Raw genomic sequence first — 15,834 nt, 5'->3', positions numbered from 1 at the left:
GGCGCCGAGCCCGTCTGCTAGTCGGGGGCTTGCGCCGCGCGACGCGTACACACGCTCCCGAATTGCGTCACAATAGCCGCTCGGCTGCGCAAGCCGGCGGCGCGCCCGATCCGGCACCCGCCGCTAGCCAGCTTCCCAACTAGGAGGACAGGCATGAGCGAACGCGTTGTCACGGCAAGCATCGGCGCAACCAATTATCAAGTCACGTTCGACGACGGCGCCCATCACTTGTGGCACGCCGACGAACCCGTGTCGCTCGGCGGCGGCGACCGCGCCCCTACCCCGGTATCGCTTTTGCTGTCGGGTTTAGGTGCATGCACGTCGATCACGTTGAAAATGTATGCGCAGCGCAAGGGCTGGCCGCTTGAAGACGTGCAAGTCTCGCTCTCGATCGAAACGGGCAACCAAGGCTCGACCATCGACCGCAAGATTGTCTTGCACGGCGAGTTGACCGATGAGCAACGCGAGCGGCTACTGCAAATAGCCAACGCATGTCCCGTCCACAAGATACTGACGCGACCCATCGCGATCAATACAGGGCTCGCGGCCGTCTTGCCGGCTACGCCCGACGAAGTGTAATCGCGCTTGACCGCCGCATTTGACGCAGAAGGAACGTCCTTGAATTTCGAACATCTCGTCCAGATCAACGATCCGTTGAACCCGCTCGCGGAAACGCTCACGCGCGACCAACTGTGGGAAGGGCTCGTGCTGCGCGCGGAGCAACCCCAGCTTTTCGTACTGGGTCTCGATAGCTGCACGATCCTGTCACGCACGACCGATACGCTCGAGCGCGAATTGCACTACGGCCACGCAACCGTCCGCGATCGCGTGACGCTGACCCCGCACGAAAGCGTGCGCTACGACATCCTCGCCACCGAGGCGCATGTGGGCGGCTCGCTCACGATGACGATCGAGCAACCCGACGAACTGCAATTGTTCCTACGGTTCGAATACGCCACGACGCTGCCGACGCCCGACACCGAAGATGCGCGCCAAACGAGCGAAATCGTGAAATCGGCCTACCGCGAGGCCGACATCGACACCGTGCGGCTCATCCGCGAGTACGCACGAAATCCCTCGCGACCAACGCCCCTCCATTGAATAGAGCGGCCCGGTGGGCCGCTTCATGCCCCCGACCGTCGATCAAGCGATGGTCGCGCCCTATCAACGCCCTATCTCAATGAATTTGTTTTTTACAATCGATAATGATTCTCATTTATAATTAATTTCATCGTATCGAAGAATCAATGCCTCAAGCATGAGTGAACCCACGCGTCAGTCCACGCTAACGTTGAGAACGTCTATGAGTACGCTCACTCGCTCCCGTTCGAAGGACGGAGCAACTGCCACGGTAGTTAGGCGCCCTGTCGGTACGCGGCAAGAAGAAAGCAGCGGTACGAAGGAACGCACGTTATCGAGCGATCACTTATTGCAGGGGCAGAGTCATGTTTTCATCGCTCACAACGGTGAGCGATACCAGTTGCGCGCCACCCGTCTAGGAAAGTTGATCCTGACGAAGTAAGCACCGGTGTATTGTGGGGACCACCTCCTCGAGAGGTGTTGGGCAGTAGCCAGCGCAACGTTGAGCACGTGAGTCTAGACCCCTTCGTGCCCCCTCTTTTACGACGTTGCAGCCAGCCATGCCGCTTTTTTGGCCCGCTCTTTGGCCCGCTCTTTGGTCCGCTTTTGGTCCGCTTTTTGACCCTATCGCGCAAAGCCCCAGAACATGAGCCACCAGGCGCTATCGGCAACCACGAGGGCGGCGGCCATGAATACCATAGCGCCTACGCGCAATGTCGCGCGCGACGTGTACTGACCTGTGACACGCCAAGCGAGCCAAGCACTCCACGCATTAGCGATCGCCAACACGGCAATACGAACAGTCGATGCCCAGTCCAGCGGCACGTGCTCGGCGCGAAGCAACGACAACGTCGTCGCCGATAATCCGAGAAACACGCCGGCGCCCGCAACGGGAATCAACGACTGAGTCAGGTGGTGCAAGCGCGCCCGGTCGAACCGGCCCAGCACCCGAGTGCCCGCCGTCACGAGCGCCAGAAGCGCTGTGCCGTATACCAATGCTGTCGCCAAGATGTAGCCGACGAGCAAAGTGCCGTCGAGCCAAGAGAAGACGTCGTTCTGATCGGGGTAATGCGTAAAGAGAAACCACGGCGCATTGGTATCGAGCATCCACGTGAAGTCGTGGTCGATGAGCCAACCGGCCAGGTATTGCTTGATCTCGACGAACCATGGGCTCGCCGTCCAATGGAACGCGCCGATCGCGACACCGAGCAGGCCGTAAAGAATCAGAGCGGTGTCCCAGCCGTTCGCCGCGTCGCGCCCCAACTCGACAACCTCTTTCGACGGCGAGCGCCAGCTCAAAGCGATCGCATCCCGATGGCCGCTGCACCGACCGCACATATGGCACGATGCGGCGCCCTTCATATTTCGCAACGGCACCAACGGCGCACAGTTGATCGGAATCACACGGTGGCCGCGTTCGCCCGCCGTATACGAACGCCGCCAAGCGGCTTCGTCTACCTTGTAGTGAAATGGCGCGAGACGCGACAACAGCGAAAACACGCCGTTGACGGGGCACAAGTAACGGCACCACACGCGCTTATCGCGGCCGTACAGAAAGCCGATGACCATCGCCGCCAACGTCGACCCGCCCAGCACGAGCAGCACTGCGCGCGGGTACTGATAGACGCTGACCATTTGGCCGTAGATCGTCGTGAGGCCGAAGGCGACGAACGGCCACCCGCCCCAACGCATCCAGCGAGGAATCGCACGCCCTCTTCCGTGACGGCTGGCGAATTCGGCCAAGGCGCCCTCGGGACAAAGCACCCCGCACCAGACACGGCCGAGCAGAACCATCGAAAGCAACACGAATGGCCACCAAATTCCCCAAAACACGAACTGGGCGGCCAGCGTCAGATTGTTCCACAGATGCGCACTCTCACCCGGCAACGGGATACAGGCGGGCACGATGATCAGGAAGGCATAGACGGCCACGACCGCCCATTGGATCGCGCGAATCGCCGCGCCGTTGCGTTGCATCCATGCACCGACACGCGCGAGCCGCCCCTGGCCGGCGGCGGGAATCGCGGGCGAACTCATGCCGTCCGTCCGGCCGCCTGCGCCGGCGCGCGACCGGCACGCCGCGCAAGCCAGCCGACCACAAGCCAATACAGTGCGTAAGCAACGAGATTAGTCAGCGCCGGATGAGCGCGATACCCCGTCAATGCGGCGACCAGCGACCCGACGGTACTCGAATCGTCGAGCAGCTTGGACGTATCCCATACCTGCGAGATGCCGAGCGGCAGGATTTCCTTATCGATCAGCTTATCGACACCCGTTTGCAACAGGCCGGCACCCAGCAGCAACAGCATGACTTCGGTGAAACGGAAGAAATGGCGCCACGAAAACACGCGGCCGCCGAGCTGAAGAATGTAGAACGTCAGCAATGCGAGACCGAGCCCAAGGACGATGGCGAAAACGTCGCCATGGCTCACGTGGCCCGATTGGCCGAACCCGAGGCCGTAAAGAAAGATGACGGTTTCGCTGCCCTCGCGTGCGATCGCCAATGCGACGAGCACCGCGACGCCCCAACCGTTACCGTCGCGCGTGCGCTCTTGCAGCGTGCGCTCCATGTCGCGTTTGAGCGTACGCCCATGACGCTTCATCCATAGGACCATCTGGACGATCAAGAAGCAAGCAACGAGCACCATGCCCGTCTGGAAGTAGTCCGCCGCGTCGCCCGAGAGCACTTCGCTGAAGCCGACGAGGGCCGCGCCGAGCACCACCGCCGCCAAAATGCCGACGCCGACGCCCGCCCACAGGTACGGCAAGCCGCGCCTAGCCTCGGGGTCGCCGTTCTTCAGCCACGCGTAGAGAATGCCCACCACGAGCAGCGCCTCGACGCTTTCTCGCCACACGACGAACAATACCTGGCCCATCTCTTACTCTCCGATCGCCCGGCATTCCGCTACCAGGCGCAAAAGCCACTACTTGACGACGATGACGCCTCGCGCCGATTGATGGAAATCGTCAAAAAACTTGTATTCGCCCGGCGTTTGAGGCGCGATCACGACGACCGAGGACGCCCCGGGCGCAAGCACCTTCTCCTTACGCAGCTCGACGCTTTCGAACTCGGCCGCACCCTTACCGCTATTGCGCACCTCGATTCGAATACGCTTGCCGGCCGGCACTTCGATGCGCGCGGGCGTCAGCGTGCCGTCGGCCATGTCGAGCTTGACCGTCACCGCGTCGTCGGCGCGCGCCGCGACGGCGGAGACAGCAAGCAATGCAGCCAGCGCGACCTTCGAAACCCCTTTCATACCGCTCTCTCCTTATGCCGAGCCGTGCGGCTTAGTAGCCGCCCTTCTTGCCGATCCCCGCGAACGGGAAGTCGTATTGCAGCGTAATGGGCTTGAACCACGGGCCGACCCCCGTCTCTTTGTCGGTATGGCGGCCGAAAGCCATGTGGCCCATCTGCATCGGCGGCTCGATCACGATGGTGAGGTGGTACTTGCCGGGCCCGAACAGCTTGACGTTGTCGCCGTAATGCGGGCCGTCGCTCGCCACCATCGGCATCAGATCGCCCTTGATCGTCTGTTTGCCGCCGACCTTCGTCAACTCATAGTGGACTTGCAGATACGGCATCCAATCGCCTTCGGCGAAGCCCGTCGGGTTGTTCTTGACGGCGTGGATGTCAGCTTCGAGGTGAACGTCGGAATCCGACGCCTTACGCATCATTCCTTCCGGATCCATCGTGATCGGCTGCAAATAAACGGCGCCGATTTCCATGCCGCCTTGCACCTGAGGCTTGCCGATCGGATACTCCGCCGCCGATACCGTCAATGCGGTCATGGCCGCCACGGCTGCGACGCCGCTCAGAACCCAGGTGGAACGCTGCATCGAAAAACTCCTCTTATTTTGCCTTTGGATCAGTCGAAAACACGAACGCAAATGCGAACGATTATCAATCAGGCATAAGTGTACACGAACGCGGCATTCGGACCAAGCGCCCCTTTGGCGCATAGGGTCGCCCGTCCTTCGCGTCTTACATTTGTTTCAGCCCGGTTTGGAGACGGAATCGCCGACATTCGCGCCGAACACGCGCTCGCGCAATACCGCGAGCTGGTCGCGCGCCGCCGCCGCCTTCTCGAATTCGAGGTTTTTGGCGTGCTCCATCATCTGCTTCTCGAGCCGCTTGAGTTCCTTGGCGAGATCCTTCTCCGACATATCCTCGAACTTCGCGCGTTGCTGCATCTCCTTGAGCTCCGCACGCGCCTCGTCGGCGTTGTAGACGCCGTCGATGATGTCCTTGACCTTCTTGACGACGCCACGCGGCGTAATACCCATGCGCTCGTTGTAGGCGATCTGCTTGGCGCGACGGCGTTCCGTTTCGTCGATCGCGCGCCGCATCGAATCGGTCATGTTGTCGGCGTACAGAATCGCCGTACCGTTCACGTTGCGCGCCGCCCGGCCGATCGTCTGGATCAGCGAGCGCTCGGCGCGCAAGAACCCCTCCTTGTCCGCATCGAGAATCGCCACGAGCGACACTTCGGGGATATCCAGCCCCTCGCGCAGCAAGTTGATCCCAACCAGCACGTCGAAGGCGCCGAGCCGGAGGTCGCGGATGATTTCCACGCGTTCGACGGTGTCGATGTCGCTATGCAGATAGCGCACCTTGACCCCGTGGTCGGCAAGGAATTCGGTCAGTTGCTCCGCCATCCGTTTGGTCAGCACGGTCACGAGCACGCGCTCGTTCACGGCGACGCGCGCGTGTATTTCGCTAAGCACGTCGTCCACCTGCGAACGCGCGGGCCGAACTTGGATCGCCGGATCGACGAGCCCCGTCGGCCGGACCACCTGTTCCACGACCTGGCCCGTCTTCTTCTTTTCGTAGTCGGCCGGCGTGGCCGTCACGAAGACCGCCTGGCGCATCTTGCGCTCGAACTCGGGGAACTTCAGCGGCCGGTTATCGAGCGCCGAGGGCAGCCGAAAGCCGTACTGGACGAGGTTTTCCTTGCGCGAACGATCGCCGTTGTACATGGCGTTCAATTGGCCGATCAGCACGTGCGATTCGTCGAGCAACATCAAGGCATCGGGCGGCAAGTAATCGACGAGCGTCGGCGGCGGCTCGCCGGGCGCCGCGCCAGAAAAGTGCCGCGTGTAATTCTCGATGCCCTTGCAAAAGCCGAGCTCCTGCAACATCTCGAGATCGAAGCGCGTACGCTGCTCCAAGCGCTGCGCCTCTACGAGCTTGCCTTCGGCGTAATAGAACTCGAGACGTTCGCGCAATTCGTCCTTGATCGTCTCCACGGCGCGCATCACCGTTTCGCGCGGGGTCACATAGTGCGAGGACGGATACACGGTGAAGCGCACGATCTTTTGCCGCACGCGCCCCGTCAACGGATCGAATAGCTGCAACGACTCCACTTCGTCGTCGAACAATTCGATGCGCAGCGCCATCTCGGCATGCTCGGCCGGGAAAACGTCGATCGTGTCGCCGCGCACGCGAAACGCGCCGCGTTGGAAATCGGCCTCGTTGCGGTTGTATTGCATCGCGATCAACCGAGCGATGACATCGCGCTGACCGATCTTGTCGCCGGTGCGCAGCGTCAAGATCATCTGGTGATATTCGCTCGGATTGCCGATACCGTAGATTGCGGAAACCGTGGCCACGATCACGACGTCGCGCCGCTCCATCAAGCTTTTCGTCGCCGACAGCCGCATCTGTTCGATATGTTCGTTGATCGAGGAATCCTTCTCGATGAACAAATCGCGCTGCGGCACGTACGCTTCCGGCTGATAGTAGTCGTAGTACGAAACGAAGTATTCGACGGCATTGCGCGGAAAGAACTCGCGAAACTCGGAATAGAGCTGCGCCGCGAGCGTCTTGTTCGGCGCGAACACGATGGCCGGGCGGCCGAGCCGCGCGATGACGTTCGCCATCGTGAAGGTCTTGCCCGAGCCCGTCACGCCGAGCAGCGTCTGATAGGACAAGCCGTCCCCGACGCCTTCGACCAGTTGCGTAATCGCGGTCGGCTGATCGCCGGCCGGCGGATAAGGCTGATAAAGATGGAACGGCGAACCCTCGAACTCGACGAATTTCGATTCGTCGAGGGCTTCGGCGGCATGGCTCTGAGCTTCGGACATGGAAATGGCGCTTCCTTCGCCGACAAAACAACCATTCTAGCGTTTCGCGAGCACGCGGGCAGCGCGCCGCATCGTAGCCTCATGCCCGCCTCGACGAGCGGCCAGAAGCCGGCTCGGCAACGCTCTCCCACTTAAAAAGTGCACGATCGTTCTGACCGATTCGTGTGCCGAGCGGCAAAAGCGCGGCAACAGGCGAGCCGGATTCGCTACAATTACACCTTTCGCGCCAGCCGGCCGGTCGAACGCCGGCTCGCTCCGCCCGCGTTATCGGCGGATACGGCCGGCGCATGCAGCACTGCTCGCTTTCAAGTTTTCCACTACCGCCGAAAGACACCATGTCCCTGTTCTCCGCAGTCGAACTCGCGCCCCGCGACCCGATCCTCGGCCTCAACGAGGCCTTCAATGCCGATACGCGCCCGACCAAGGTCAATCTTGGCGTCGGCGTCTATACGAACGAGGAAGGCAAGATTCCGCTGCTGCGCGCCGTTCGCGAAGCGGAACAAGCTCGCGTGGAACAGGCGTTGCCGCGCGGCTATCTGCCGATCGAGGGGCTCGCCGCCTATGACGCATCCGTGCAAAAGCTGCTGCTCGGCGACGCGTCGCCGCTGATCGCCGCGGGCCGCGTCGTGACGGCGCAAGCGCTCGGCGGTACGGGCGCGCTGAAGATCGGCGCCGATTTCCTGAAGCGCCTGAACCCGAACGCCAAGGTCGCGATCAGCGACCCGAGCTGGGAAAACCACCGCGCGCTGTTCGAAAGCGCCGGCTTCGAAGTGGTCGCCTACCCCTACTACGACGCGCAAACGCACGGCGTGAATTTCGAGGCGATGCTCGCGGCGCTGGGCAGCTACGCGGCCGGCACGGTCATCGTGCTGCACGCGTGCTGCCATAACCCGACGGGTGTCGACCTCAGCGAAGCGCAGTGGCAGCAGATCGTCGAAGTGGTGAAGGCACGCAATCTCGTACCGTTCCTCGATATCGCCTACCAAGGCTTCGGCGACGGTATCGATGCCGACGCCGCGGCCGTGCGTCTGTTCGCTGCCGCGGAACTGAACGTGTTCGTCTCGTCGTCGTTCTCGAAGTCGTTCTCGCTTTACGGCGAGCGCGTGGGCGCCCTCTCGATCATTGCCGACAGCAAGGACGAAGCTTCACGCGTGCTGTCGCAATTGAAGCGCGTCATCCGCACGAACTATTCGAACCCGCCGACGCACGGCGGCGCGATCGTCGCCACGGTGCTCGGCACGCCGGCATTGCGCGCGATGTGGGAACAAGAACTCGGCGAAATGCGCGACCGTATCCGCGCGATGCGCGGCGGCCTCGTGGAACGCCTCAAGAATGCCGGCGTCGCACGCGACTTCAGCTTCGTGAACGCGCAACGCGGCATGTTCTCGTATTCGGGCCTGAGCTCGGCCCAGGTAGACCGCCTGCGCGAAGAATTCGGCATCTATGCCGTGGGCACGGGCCGCATTTGCGTGGCTGCGCTCAATACGCGCAACATCGATACGGTGGCTAACGCCATTGCACACGTACTGAAGTAACGTACGCGCGGGCCGTGCCTTGCGCGCGGCCGCACGATACGAGCAGTAGATAAACGAGCGCCTCGCGGCTTCGCGAGGCGCTTTTTTGTTGCCGGACGCTTCGCTCGCTCGAGTCGAGATTAGCGCTTGTCGCGATGGATATCGTGCGTGACGAAACCGGCGTCGTTGTCGGGCATATCGAGCCAACCCGGCTGCGCCAGACTGTCGCGAATATCGCGCAGCCCGCATTGCCAATGGACGGACATCGTCGATAGCCCGAACTGATAGTCCTTGTAATTGCCGTCGAATTCCTTGTCGCGGTAGACGAGCTGCCAGACGTTATATCGATGAGACGACGAAAGCTCCTCGGCAAGCTTGCACCACGGGTCGTCCCGATGCTCGGGCGCGACGCGCGCGAGCACTTCGCGCAGCACGTGGCGGAAGCGCTGCGAGTGCTGCATCACGTCGGTCACCATCCGCGTGCGGCTCGAATATTGGACGTCTTTCATGCGTCCTTGGACATCCGTGAGGTTCGTCGGCACGGGGCCGCGAGCGCTCCATAGATCGACCTGGAACGCGAGCGTATCGCGACGCGGCGTAGCCTGAATCACCTCGGACAGCGGCGTGTTCGACATAAGCCCTCCGTCCCAGTAGTACTCGCCGTCGATCTCGGTGGCCGCGAACCCGGGCGGTAAGGAACCCGAAGCGATGAAATGCTCGGCTCGCAGCGTACGGTGCCGATTGTCGAAGTACTCGAAGTTGCCGGTGCCGACGTTGACCGCCGCAATCGACACGCGCGTCTCGCCCGAATTGATTCGATCGAAGTCGCACAACCGTTCGAGCGTCGCTTTCAGCGGCGTCGTGTCGTACCAACTGGCGGTGCCCGGCGTGCTTGGCGTAAACGGCAACGGCGGCGGCACGCGCGGCACGAAGAAGCCGCGTTGACCGTCGACCAACGCACTGACTGCCTGCAATGTCGTAAACGCGGTCCGCACCGGCGCGGGCGAGTCGAAGAACACATGCTCCACCGCCGGCGGCAGCGGAAAACCGTATGCGGGCTGACAAACGGTGTCCCAGAACGCTTTCAGCTTTGCCACGCGGTGCTCGGGCGCATTCCCGGCGATGATGGCCGTGTTCAGCGCGCCGATCGAAATGCCGGCAATCCAGTTCGGTACGATGCCGGCCTCGTGCAACCCTTCGTAGACGCCGGCCTGATAGGCGCCGAGCGCCCCGCCGCCTTGCAGCACGAGCGCCACGGTTTGATAAGGAGGCAAGGCGATCGATGGCGCCGCTCGCGCCGTTCGGCCTGCCGCGTGTTGCTCGCCGCCCTCCGCCGACGTCGCGCTCGCGCGAACGCGTGTCCCCTTGCGCTCCCCCATCTTGCCTCCTTAAATCATGCACCAGCCGTGCGATACAAGAAACGACTGCCCCGTCAATGCCGCGCTCGGGAACGTGCACAGGAACAGCACGGTCTGGGCCACGTCCTCTACCGTGGTAAACACCCCGTCGACCGTTTGGCCGAGCATCACGCGCTTGACCACTTCTTCCTCGGTAATACCGAGTTCCTTCGCCTGCTCGGGAATCTGCTTATCGACGAGCGGCGTGCGCACGAAGCCCGGACAGACGACATGCGAACGCACGTTGTGGGCGGCGCCTTCCTTCGCGAGTACGCGCGACAAACCGAGCAACGCGTGTTTGGCCGTGACGTAGGCCGACTTCAAGGGCGAGGCCTCGTGGGAGTGCACCGAGCCCATGTAGATCACCACGCCGCCGCGATCGTCCTTGTACATATGCTTGAGCGCCGCCTTCGTGGTAAGGAAGGCACCGTCGACGTGGATCGCCTGCATCTTCTTCCAATCGGAGAAGCTGTAGTTTTCGATCGGGTTGACGATTTGGATGCCGGCGTTCGAGATGAGGATATCGATCGAGCCAAACTGCGCCGCGACTTCATCGATGCCTCGATTGACGGCCTCTTCATCGGTCACGTCCATGGCGATGCCGAGCGCCTTGCCGCCCTGGGCGCGGATTTCCTCCGCGACGGCCTGAGCCCCCGCCAAATTTAGATCCGCGATCGCGACGGCCGCGCCTTGCGCGGCCAGCGTACGTGCGATTTCCTTGCCGATCCCGCTTGCCGCACCCGTTACGACCGCGGCCTTCCCGTTCAGACTCGTATTCAACGACGACATTCGTCACCTCTCAAGCGTGCGTGGACAATGACATCATGGCGCGCGGCGCCTGACAACCTGGCAGAACTTCATATACCTTTCAGCCGAATTGGCGCGCCACGACCGGTTTCGCTATTGTGCCCCAACGTTCGGAGCGAGCGCGACTTGCCCCGAATCGGATTAAGCTTCGTTGTCCCTGACCGCGTTATCAAGTTCCAAGGAGGCGTGCATGAATTACCGGCGATTGGGCCGTTCGGGCCTGCAAATCAGCGAACTCTCGCTAGGCTCTTGGGTGACCTATGGCAATCAGGTGGATCGGCGGGCGGCCCGCGAATCGCTGGCCGCCGCGCGCGATGCGGGCGTGAATTTCTTCGACAACGCGGAAGTCTACGCGGGCGGCAAGGCCGAAGAGATCATGGGCCAAGCGCTGAAGGAGCTCGCCTGGCCCCGCGTGAGCTATGTCGTCTCCACGAAGTTCTATTGGGGCTTGAGCGAGGCGCCGAACCAATACCACACGCTCAATCGTAAGTATTTGCACAACGCCATCGATGGTTCGCTCGCACGCCTACAACTCGATTACGTCGACCTCGTGTTTTGCCATCGCGCCGATCCGAACACGCCGATCGAGGAAACCGTATGGGCAATGAGCGACATGATCACGCGCGGCAAGGCGCTGTATTGGGGCACCTCGGAATGGAGCGCCGATGAAATTCGCGCGGCCTATGAAATTGCGGAACGCCATCATCTGCACAAGCCCGTCATGGAACAGCCGCAGTACAACCTCCTTTGCCGCAAACGCGTCGAGGAGGAATATGCCCGGCTATACGAAGACATCGGGCTCGGCTTGACGACTTGGAGCCCGCTTGCATCGGGGCTGCTCACCGGCAAGTATCGGAGCGGCGTGCCCGACGGCAGCCGTGCGCAACTGCAAGGCTACGATTGGTTGCGCACGCAACTCACCGACACCGATAAGAACGAACGCGTCGCGCAATTGGAAACGGTCGCACGGGAACTGGGCTGTAGCATCGGCCAATTGGCGATCGCGTGGGTGCTCACGAATCCGCACGTCAGTACGGTCATCACCGGCGCCTCCCGCGTCGAGCAGATCGCCGAAAATATGAAGGCTGCGGAGATCGCAGAGCGCATGACGCCGGAAATCCAAGAAACGATCGAGGAGATCATCGGCGACGCGGCGGATTGATTGCCGGCCCGCGTGCGGCGCAATTCGCGGTACCGTATCGCGGTGCCGTACAATACGCGCCCCGTCCGCGCGTTCGTGCGCCGGCACGCTCGACGGCTACGCCCGCGCATGAACGCCGGTGCGCGACGCTACCCGATTCCCAAGCTCCAGACCGCCCCGCTCGTATGCTCAGCTACCGTCACGCCTTCCATGCAGGCAATCATGCCGATGTCCTCAAGCACACTGTCGTCGTACAGTTGCTTCGCTATCTCGGGCAAAAGGACAAGGCTTATTGGTACATCGATACGCATGCCGGTGCGGGCGTGTACTCGCTCACCGAAGGCTATGCAACGAAGACCGCCGAGTTCGAGACCGGTATCGCCAAGCTCTGGGAGCGCACCGATCTGCCCGCCGCGCTGCGCGAGTATGTGGAGCAAGTCGGCGCGCTGAACCCGGACGGCCAGCTACGTTACTACCCTGGCTCGCCCTACCTCGCATGGCGGCTTATGCGAGAACAAGACCGGATGCGGTTGTTCGAGTTGCACAGTACCGAGATCGACGTGCTGCGCCACAACTTCAGGGATGCGGGGCGCCGGGCAATGCTTTACGCGGGAGACGGCTTCGACGGTATCAAGGCGCTGCTCCCCCCGCCGCCGCGCCGCGCGCTCGTACTTGTAGATCCGTCGTTCGAGGACAAGCGCGATTACGCGCGGACGATCACCTGTCTCGAAGAAAGCCTGAAACGCTTTGCGACGGGGATGTACGCGGTCTGGTATCCGCAGGTCACTCGCGTCGAATCGCAACGGTTTCCGGAACAGTTGAAGCAGTTGCAGCAGACGAATTGGCTGCACGCGACGCTGACCGTGAGCGAGCCGCCTTCCGATGGTTTCGGGCTATATGGCAGCGGAATGTTCATCCTGAACCCGCCCTACACGCTCGCGGCAGCGCTGAAGGAAACGCTCCCGTACCTCGTTAGCGCGCTGGGTCAGGACGCGAATGCGCAATTCAAGCTCGAATCGCGCATCGCTTAGCCAGGGGCTTTACTGGCGCGCGCCGGGAATCATCCGATACCCCGCCGCGCCGGCAGGTGCAACGCCGCTGGCGCCGGGCAAGGCGATATAAGGTGCGACGATGACGGGGGTCTGCTCCGCGCCCGCATCCACCGGATCGATCGTTGGAAGGCGCTTGGCCGGCACCATGGGCGCTTGCGAAAACGGCGCGTTCTGAAGGACCAAGCCGCTTTGCCCATCGTGGATACCGGAGCGCGTATCGAGCACGATGCCGCTTTGGCCATCGTTGATGCCCGTCTGCGTCCCGAGTTCCACCGGTGGCCTGCCGCCGGCCATGGCGTAAGAAGCGACGGTCACGAGCGCGCAGCAAGCGGCCGCGCGAATCGCGCTCAGCGAGCGAGACGAGATGAGAAAGCCCATGACAACGGTCCGGAAAGATGGCGATACGGCGCGTAGCGCGCAGCGAATGCTCACACCTTAGCGCGCCGGCGCGCTAAGCGCTAGTCGCGGCGTTGGGCCGTAAAGCGTAAGCCTCGGCCCGCGGGCGCCACTTTCACCCACCGGCACATGAGCGCAACCGGCCATAAAGCAGCCCGGCGAATCGGCGCGGTGAATCCTGAGCCGCAAAAACAAAAGCCTCGCCAATGCAGCGAGGCTTGCAACAGTTACTTCGGCGCGGATACGCGCAGGCGCTCGGTCTCGAGCTGCCGGGTCTTGCTCGGCTTAGATCGAGTAGCCGTGTGCCTCGAGCGAACGCAGGCGGCGCTCCAGATCGACGATGTCCGACGACGAGGCGAGATACGCTTCGCGGCGGCTACGTTCGGCGGATTCGAACCAATTGCTGAGCTTTTCGAGGATGTAGGCAAACATGATGTTCTCCAAGGGTCGGGTCTCGTCCCCGGCGGATCGCGCATCAGGGATTTCCCGTAAAAGGGTTAACCCGGATTATAGAGACCTTGGGCAAAATTGCGAGTGAAATGCTCGAATGAGGGGCATTCCGTTTTGGAATGGTGCACGGAAGCGCCGCAGCGCACCCAGAATGCACAAAATGAGTGCAAAACTCCTGTCCGCCCGCTCACCCATGCCCGCATTGGCTGTGCGGCACATCGGCGGCCCCTGCCGTGCTCGCCAACCCTTCTAAAATCGGACAGTCGGGGCGCGCATCGCCGTGGCAATGGTCGGCCAGATGAGTCAGTGTGTCGCGCATTTCCGACAGTTCGGCAATACGCCGCTCGAGATCGGCCACATGCTGAAGCGCAATCGTCTTTACTTCCGCACTTGCCCGCGAGCGGTCTTGCCAGAGCGCCAGCAGCTTGCGGATGTCATCGACGGAAAAGCCCAAGTGCCGCGCCTGTCGAATGAAACGCAACGTATGTACTTCCTGCTTCCCGTATACGCGATAGCCCGCATCCGTACGCCCCTTGGGCGCCAGCAGTTCCACGCTCTCGTAGTAGCGAATCATCTTGGCCGTCACGCCCGATTCGCGGGCCGCTTCCCCGATATTCATACAAATCTCCCGTTGACGATCAAAAGCGTATACCTTCCCACGACAGGAAGGTATACGCTTCAAATGAAACGGCCCCAAGGCGGATATCGCGTGGTCCATTCGGATGCCTCCCCCACCTTTTTGAAAAGGAACCCAGCAATGATCGAATTCCAAGTCGAAGGTATGAGCTGCCAGCACTGTGTTGGCGCAGTGACCAAAGCGCTGAAAGCGGTCGATGCGGCTGCGCTCGTCGAAGTCAATCTCGACGAAGCGCGTGTCCGCGTGCAATCGCGGGAAAGCGCCGACCGGCTCGGCAGCGCGATCGTCGAGGCAGGCTACGAAGTCAAGGGCAGCCGTACGATCGTCGACGCCTAAGGCGGCGCAGCACGATGTTTACCGTCGCTGTCATCGGCGCGTCCGGCTTGCTCGGGCGCGCACTCGTTCGAGAACTCGGCACGTGCGCCGGTTGGCGTATCGTGCCGACGGCGCATCGTCGCGTGCGGAGCGATGCCGTCGCGCTCGACATTCGCGACGGCGCGGCCGTCGCGGCGTTCGTCGAGCGCGTGCGTCCCGATGCGATCGTCATCGCCGCGGCCGAGCGTCGTCCGGACGTCTGCGAACGCGATCCGGCGGCCGCACGCGCCTTGAACGTCGATGCGGTGCGCAGCATCGCATCAGCCGCGCGGCAATGCGGCGCATGGGTACTGTCGATTTCGACCGATTACATATTCGACGGCAGCGCGCCGCCCTATCGCATCGACGATTCCCCGGCCCCGCTCAACGCTTACGGCTTGAGCAAGCTCGACGGCGAGCGCGCGCTCGCCGAGTCGACCTCGCTCGGCTGCGTGCTGCGTTTGCCGCTGCTGTATGGTCCGGTGCTCGAATGGTCGGAATCGGCCGTGACGAGCCTCATACCCGCCATCGTCGCCTCGCAAGTGCCCGGTGCGAGCCCGGCCCCGATGGATGCCTGGGCAACGCGCTATCCGACCTACACCCCCGACGTCGCCTACGTGATTCGCGGCATGCTCGAACATCACGCCAGGGGACAAGCGGTCTGCGGTATCGCGCAGTGGTCCGGCGACGAGCCCATGACGAAATTCGAGATCGCCTCGCGCATCGCACGCGCGCTGGCAATCGACGCCCGGCTGGAGCCGCAAACCGCTAGCGCCGAAGCCACGCCGCGTCCCCGCGACTGCCATCTCGACTCGAGCCGGCTCGAAGCGCTTGGGATCGGCCGGCGCACGCCGTTCGACGTCGCGATCGCCGAGGTACTCGGCAACTGGCCGTCGCCCACGCCGGCCCGTTGAAGACGGCC

18 protein-coding genes are annotated in these 15,834 nt (G+C 62.4%); 8 read left to right on the top strand and 10 right to left on the bottom strand.

Features of this window, described 5'->3' with window-relative positions; all coding sequences use genetic code 11:
- Positions 1-153 precede the first annotated feature (153 nt).
- The 3 genes from AB1286_RS18640 (at position 154) to hemP (ending at position 1,522) form a co-directional block, all read left to right on the top strand.
- A complete protein-coding gene (locus AB1286_RS18640; RefSeq protein ID WP_430364646.1) occupies positions 154-579 on the top strand; it encodes an OsmC family protein in 426 nt (141 codons plus the stop codon).
- Between the two features lie 39 nt (positions 580-618).
- On the top strand, positions 619-1,101 hold the full coding sequence (locus tag AB1286_RS18635; RefSeq protein WP_430364645.1) for an SRPBCC family protein: 483 nt from the start codon (positions 619-621) through the stop codon (positions 1,099-1,101).
- A gap of 157 nt (positions 1,102-1,258) precedes the next feature.
- Positions 1,259-1,522, top strand: coding sequence for a hemin uptake protein HemP (hemP, locus tag AB1286_RS18630; RefSeq protein ID WP_430364644.1), 264 nt, complete (start codon positions 1,259-1,261; stop codon positions 1,520-1,522).
- Positions 1,523-1,704: 182 nt separating this feature from the next.
- Here the strand turns inward: hemP and AB1286_RS18625 are convergent, their stop codons facing one another.
- The 5 genes from AB1286_RS18625 to uvrB all read right to left on the bottom strand — a co-directional run bounded on the left by AB1286_RS18625 (position 1,705) and on the right by uvrB (position 7,164).
- Positions 1,705-3,117, bottom strand: a complete 1,413-nt coding sequence (locus AB1286_RS18625) for a 4Fe-4S binding protein (protein ID WP_430364643.1) — start codon at positions 3,115-3,117, stop codon at positions 1,705-1,707.
- Positions 3,114-3,956 (bottom strand): FTR1 family iron permease, encoded by an 843-nt coding sequence (locus AB1286_RS18620; RefSeq protein WP_430364642.1) that lies wholly within the window; start codon positions 3,954-3,956, stop codon positions 3,114-3,116. Before AB1286_RS18620 ends, AB1286_RS18625 begins: the two co-directional genes overlap by 4 nt.
- A 48-nt stretch (positions 3,957-4,004) precedes the next feature.
- Positions 4,005-4,337: a cupredoxin domain-containing protein gene (locus AB1286_RS18615; protein WP_430364641.1), complete on the bottom strand. Its 333-nt coding sequence runs from the start codon at positions 4,335-4,337 to the stop codon at positions 4,005-4,007.
- A gap of 31 nt (positions 4,338-4,368) precedes the next feature.
- On the bottom strand, positions 4,369-4,917 hold the full coding sequence (locus AB1286_RS18610; protein WP_430364640.1) for an iron transporter: 549 nt from the start codon (positions 4,915-4,917) through the stop codon (positions 4,369-4,371).
- Positions 4,918-5,073: 156 nt separating this feature from the next.
- Positions 5,074-7,164, bottom strand: coding sequence for an excinuclease ABC subunit UvrB (gene uvrB, locus AB1286_RS18605; RefSeq protein ID WP_430364639.1), 2,091 nt, complete (start codon positions 7,162-7,164; stop codon positions 5,074-5,076).
- 335 nt (positions 7,165-7,499) lie between these two features.
- Here uvrB and AB1286_RS18600 point away from each other — a divergent pair, with 335 nt between their 5' ends.
- Positions 7,500-8,699: an amino acid aminotransferase gene (locus AB1286_RS18600; RefSeq protein ID WP_430364638.1), complete on the top strand. Its 1,200-nt coding sequence runs from the start codon at positions 7,500-7,502 to the stop codon at positions 8,697-8,699.
- A 119-nt stretch (positions 8,700-8,818) separates the two neighbouring features.
- Here the strand turns inward: AB1286_RS18600 and AB1286_RS18595 are convergent, their stop codons facing one another.
- Positions 8,819-10,057 carry a patatin-like phospholipase family protein gene (locus AB1286_RS18595; RefSeq protein ID WP_430364637.1) on the bottom strand — a complete coding sequence of 413 codons (1,239 nt, stop codon included), beginning with the start codon at positions 10,055-10,057 and terminating at the stop codon, positions 8,819-8,821.
- Between the two features lie 9 nt (positions 10,058-10,066).
- Positions 10,067-10,864, bottom strand: a complete 798-nt coding sequence (locus AB1286_RS18590; protein ID WP_430364636.1) for a 3-hydroxybutyrate dehydrogenase — start codon at positions 10,862-10,864, stop codon at positions 10,067-10,069.
- 208 nt (positions 10,865-11,072) lie between these two features.
- Here AB1286_RS18590 and AB1286_RS18585 point away from each other — a divergent pair, with 208 nt between their 5' ends.
- Both AB1286_RS18585 and AB1286_RS18580 read left to right on the top strand, forming a co-directional pair.
- Positions 11,073-12,044 carry a potassium channel beta subunit family protein gene (locus AB1286_RS18585; protein ID WP_430364635.1) on the top strand — a complete coding sequence of 324 codons (972 nt, stop codon included), beginning with the start codon at positions 11,073-11,075 and terminating at the stop codon, positions 12,042-12,044.
- Between the two features lie 164 nt (positions 12,045-12,208).
- On the top strand, positions 12,209-13,054 hold the full coding sequence (locus tag AB1286_RS18580) for a 23S rRNA (adenine(2030)-N(6))-methyltransferase RlmJ (protein WP_430364634.1): 846 nt from the start codon (positions 12,209-12,211) through the stop codon (positions 13,052-13,054).
- Positions 13,055-13,063: 9 nt separating this feature from the next.
- On the opposite strand, the gene AB1286_RS18575 is transcribed toward AB1286_RS18580, so the two are convergent.
- From AB1286_RS18575 to cueR, 3 genes are all read right to left on the bottom strand, one after another.
- Positions 13,064-13,453, bottom strand: coding sequence for a hypothetical protein (locus AB1286_RS18575; protein ID WP_430364633.1), 390 nt, complete (start codon positions 13,451-13,453; stop codon positions 13,064-13,066).
- A 303-nt stretch (positions 13,454-13,756) separates the two neighbouring features.
- Entirely contained in the window at positions 13,757-13,903 is a 147-nt protein-coding gene (locus AB1286_RS18570) for a DUF3563 family protein (protein WP_102646848.1), read from the bottom strand.
- A gap of 205 nt (positions 13,904-14,108) precedes the next feature.
- A complete protein-coding gene (cueR, locus tag AB1286_RS18565; protein WP_430364632.1) occupies positions 14,109-14,540 on the bottom strand; it encodes a Cu(I)-responsive transcriptional regulator in 432 nt (143 codons plus the stop codon).
- A gap of 138 nt (positions 14,541-14,678) precedes the next feature.
- Here cueR and AB1286_RS18560 point away from each other — a divergent pair, with 138 nt between their 5' ends.
- Together AB1286_RS18560 and AB1286_RS18555 are read left to right on the top strand one after the other, a co-directional pair.
- A complete protein-coding gene (locus AB1286_RS18560; protein ID WP_430364631.1) occupies positions 14,679-14,894 on the top strand; it encodes a heavy-metal-associated domain-containing protein in 216 nt (71 codons plus the stop codon).
- 14 nt (positions 14,895-14,908) lie between these two features.
- The gene (locus tag AB1286_RS18555; protein WP_430364630.1) at positions 14,909-15,826 is read left to right on the top strand and encodes a dTDP-4-dehydrorhamnose reductase family protein; all 918 of its coding nucleotides are present in this window, start codon (positions 14,909-14,911) and stop codon (positions 15,824-15,826) included.
- Positions 15,827-15,834 lie beyond the last annotated feature (8 nt).

The sequence above is a fragment of the Trinickia sp. NRRL B-1857 genome, assembly GCF_050470685.1.
Classification (GTDB): domain Bacteria; phylum Pseudomonadota; class Gammaproteobacteria; order Burkholderiales; family Burkholderiaceae; genus Trinickia.
Note: the sequence above shows the minus strand (reverse complement) of the source record. Positions and strands in the feature narration are given on the sequence as shown.

What these genes read in the sequence shown, in the direction of transcription:
- AB1286_RS18590 (WP_430364636.1), bottom strand. Translation starts at nt 10,864, where the DNA reads ATGTCGTCGTTGAATACGAGTCTGAACGGGAAGGCCGCGGTCGTAACG.
- AB1286_RS18570 (WP_102646848.1), bottom strand. Translation starts at nt 13,903, where the DNA reads ATGTTTGCCTACATCCTCGAAAAGCTCAGCAATTGGTTCGAATCCGCC.
- hemP (WP_430364644.1), top strand. Translation starts at nt 1,259, where the DNA reads ATGAGTGAACCCACGCGTCAGTCCACGCTAACGTTGAGAACGTCTATG.
- AB1286_RS18600 (WP_430364638.1), top strand. Translation starts at nt 7,500, where the DNA reads ATGTCCCTGTTCTCCGCAGTCGAACTCGCGCCCCGCGACCCGATCCTC.
- AB1286_RS18615 (WP_430364641.1), bottom strand. Translation starts at nt 4,337, where the DNA reads ATGAAAGGGGTTTCGAAGGTCGCGCTGGCTGCATTGCTTGCTGTCTCC.
- AB1286_RS18560 (WP_430364631.1), top strand. Translation starts at nt 14,679, where the DNA reads ATGATCGAATTCCAAGTCGAAGGTATGAGCTGCCAGCACTGTGTTGGC.
- AB1286_RS18620 (WP_430364642.1), bottom strand. Translation starts at nt 3,956, where the DNA reads ATGGGCCAGGTATTGTTCGTCGTGTGGCGAGAAAGCGTCGAGGCGCTG.
- cueR (WP_430364632.1), bottom strand. Translation starts at nt 14,540, where the DNA reads ATGAATATCGGGGAAGCGGCCCGCGAATCGGGCGTGACGGCCAAGATG.
- AB1286_RS18585 (WP_430364635.1), top strand. Translation starts at nt 11,073, where the DNA reads ATGAATTACCGGCGATTGGGCCGTTCGGGCCTGCAAATCAGCGAACTC.
- uvrB (WP_430364639.1), bottom strand. Translation starts at nt 7,164, where the DNA reads ATGTCCGAAGCTCAGAGCCATGCCGCCGAAGCCCTCGACGAATCGAAA.
- AB1286_RS18595 (WP_430364637.1), bottom strand. Translation starts at nt 10,057, where the DNA reads ATGGGGGAGCGCAAGGGGACACGCGTTCGCGCGAGCGCGACGTCGGCG.
- AB1286_RS18575 (WP_430364633.1), bottom strand. Translation starts at nt 13,453, where the DNA reads ATGGGCTTTCTCATCTCGTCTCGCTCGCTGAGCGCGATTCGCGCGGCC.
- AB1286_RS18555 (WP_430364630.1), top strand. Translation starts at nt 14,909, where the DNA reads ATGTTTACCGTCGCTGTCATCGGCGCGTCCGGCTTGCTCGGGCGCGCA.
- AB1286_RS18580 (WP_430364634.1), top strand. Translation starts at nt 12,209, where the DNA reads ATGCTCAGCTACCGTCACGCCTTCCATGCAGGCAATCATGCCGATGTC.
- AB1286_RS18640 (WP_430364646.1), top strand. Translation starts at nt 154, where the DNA reads ATGAGCGAACGCGTTGTCACGGCAAGCATCGGCGCAACCAATTATCAA.
- AB1286_RS18610 (WP_430364640.1), bottom strand. Translation starts at nt 4,917, where the DNA reads ATGCAGCGTTCCACCTGGGTTCTGAGCGGCGTCGCAGCCGTGGCGGCC.
- AB1286_RS18625 (WP_430364643.1), bottom strand. Translation starts at nt 3,117, where the DNA reads ATGAGTTCGCCCGCGATTCCCGCCGCCGGCCAGGGGCGGCTCGCGCGT.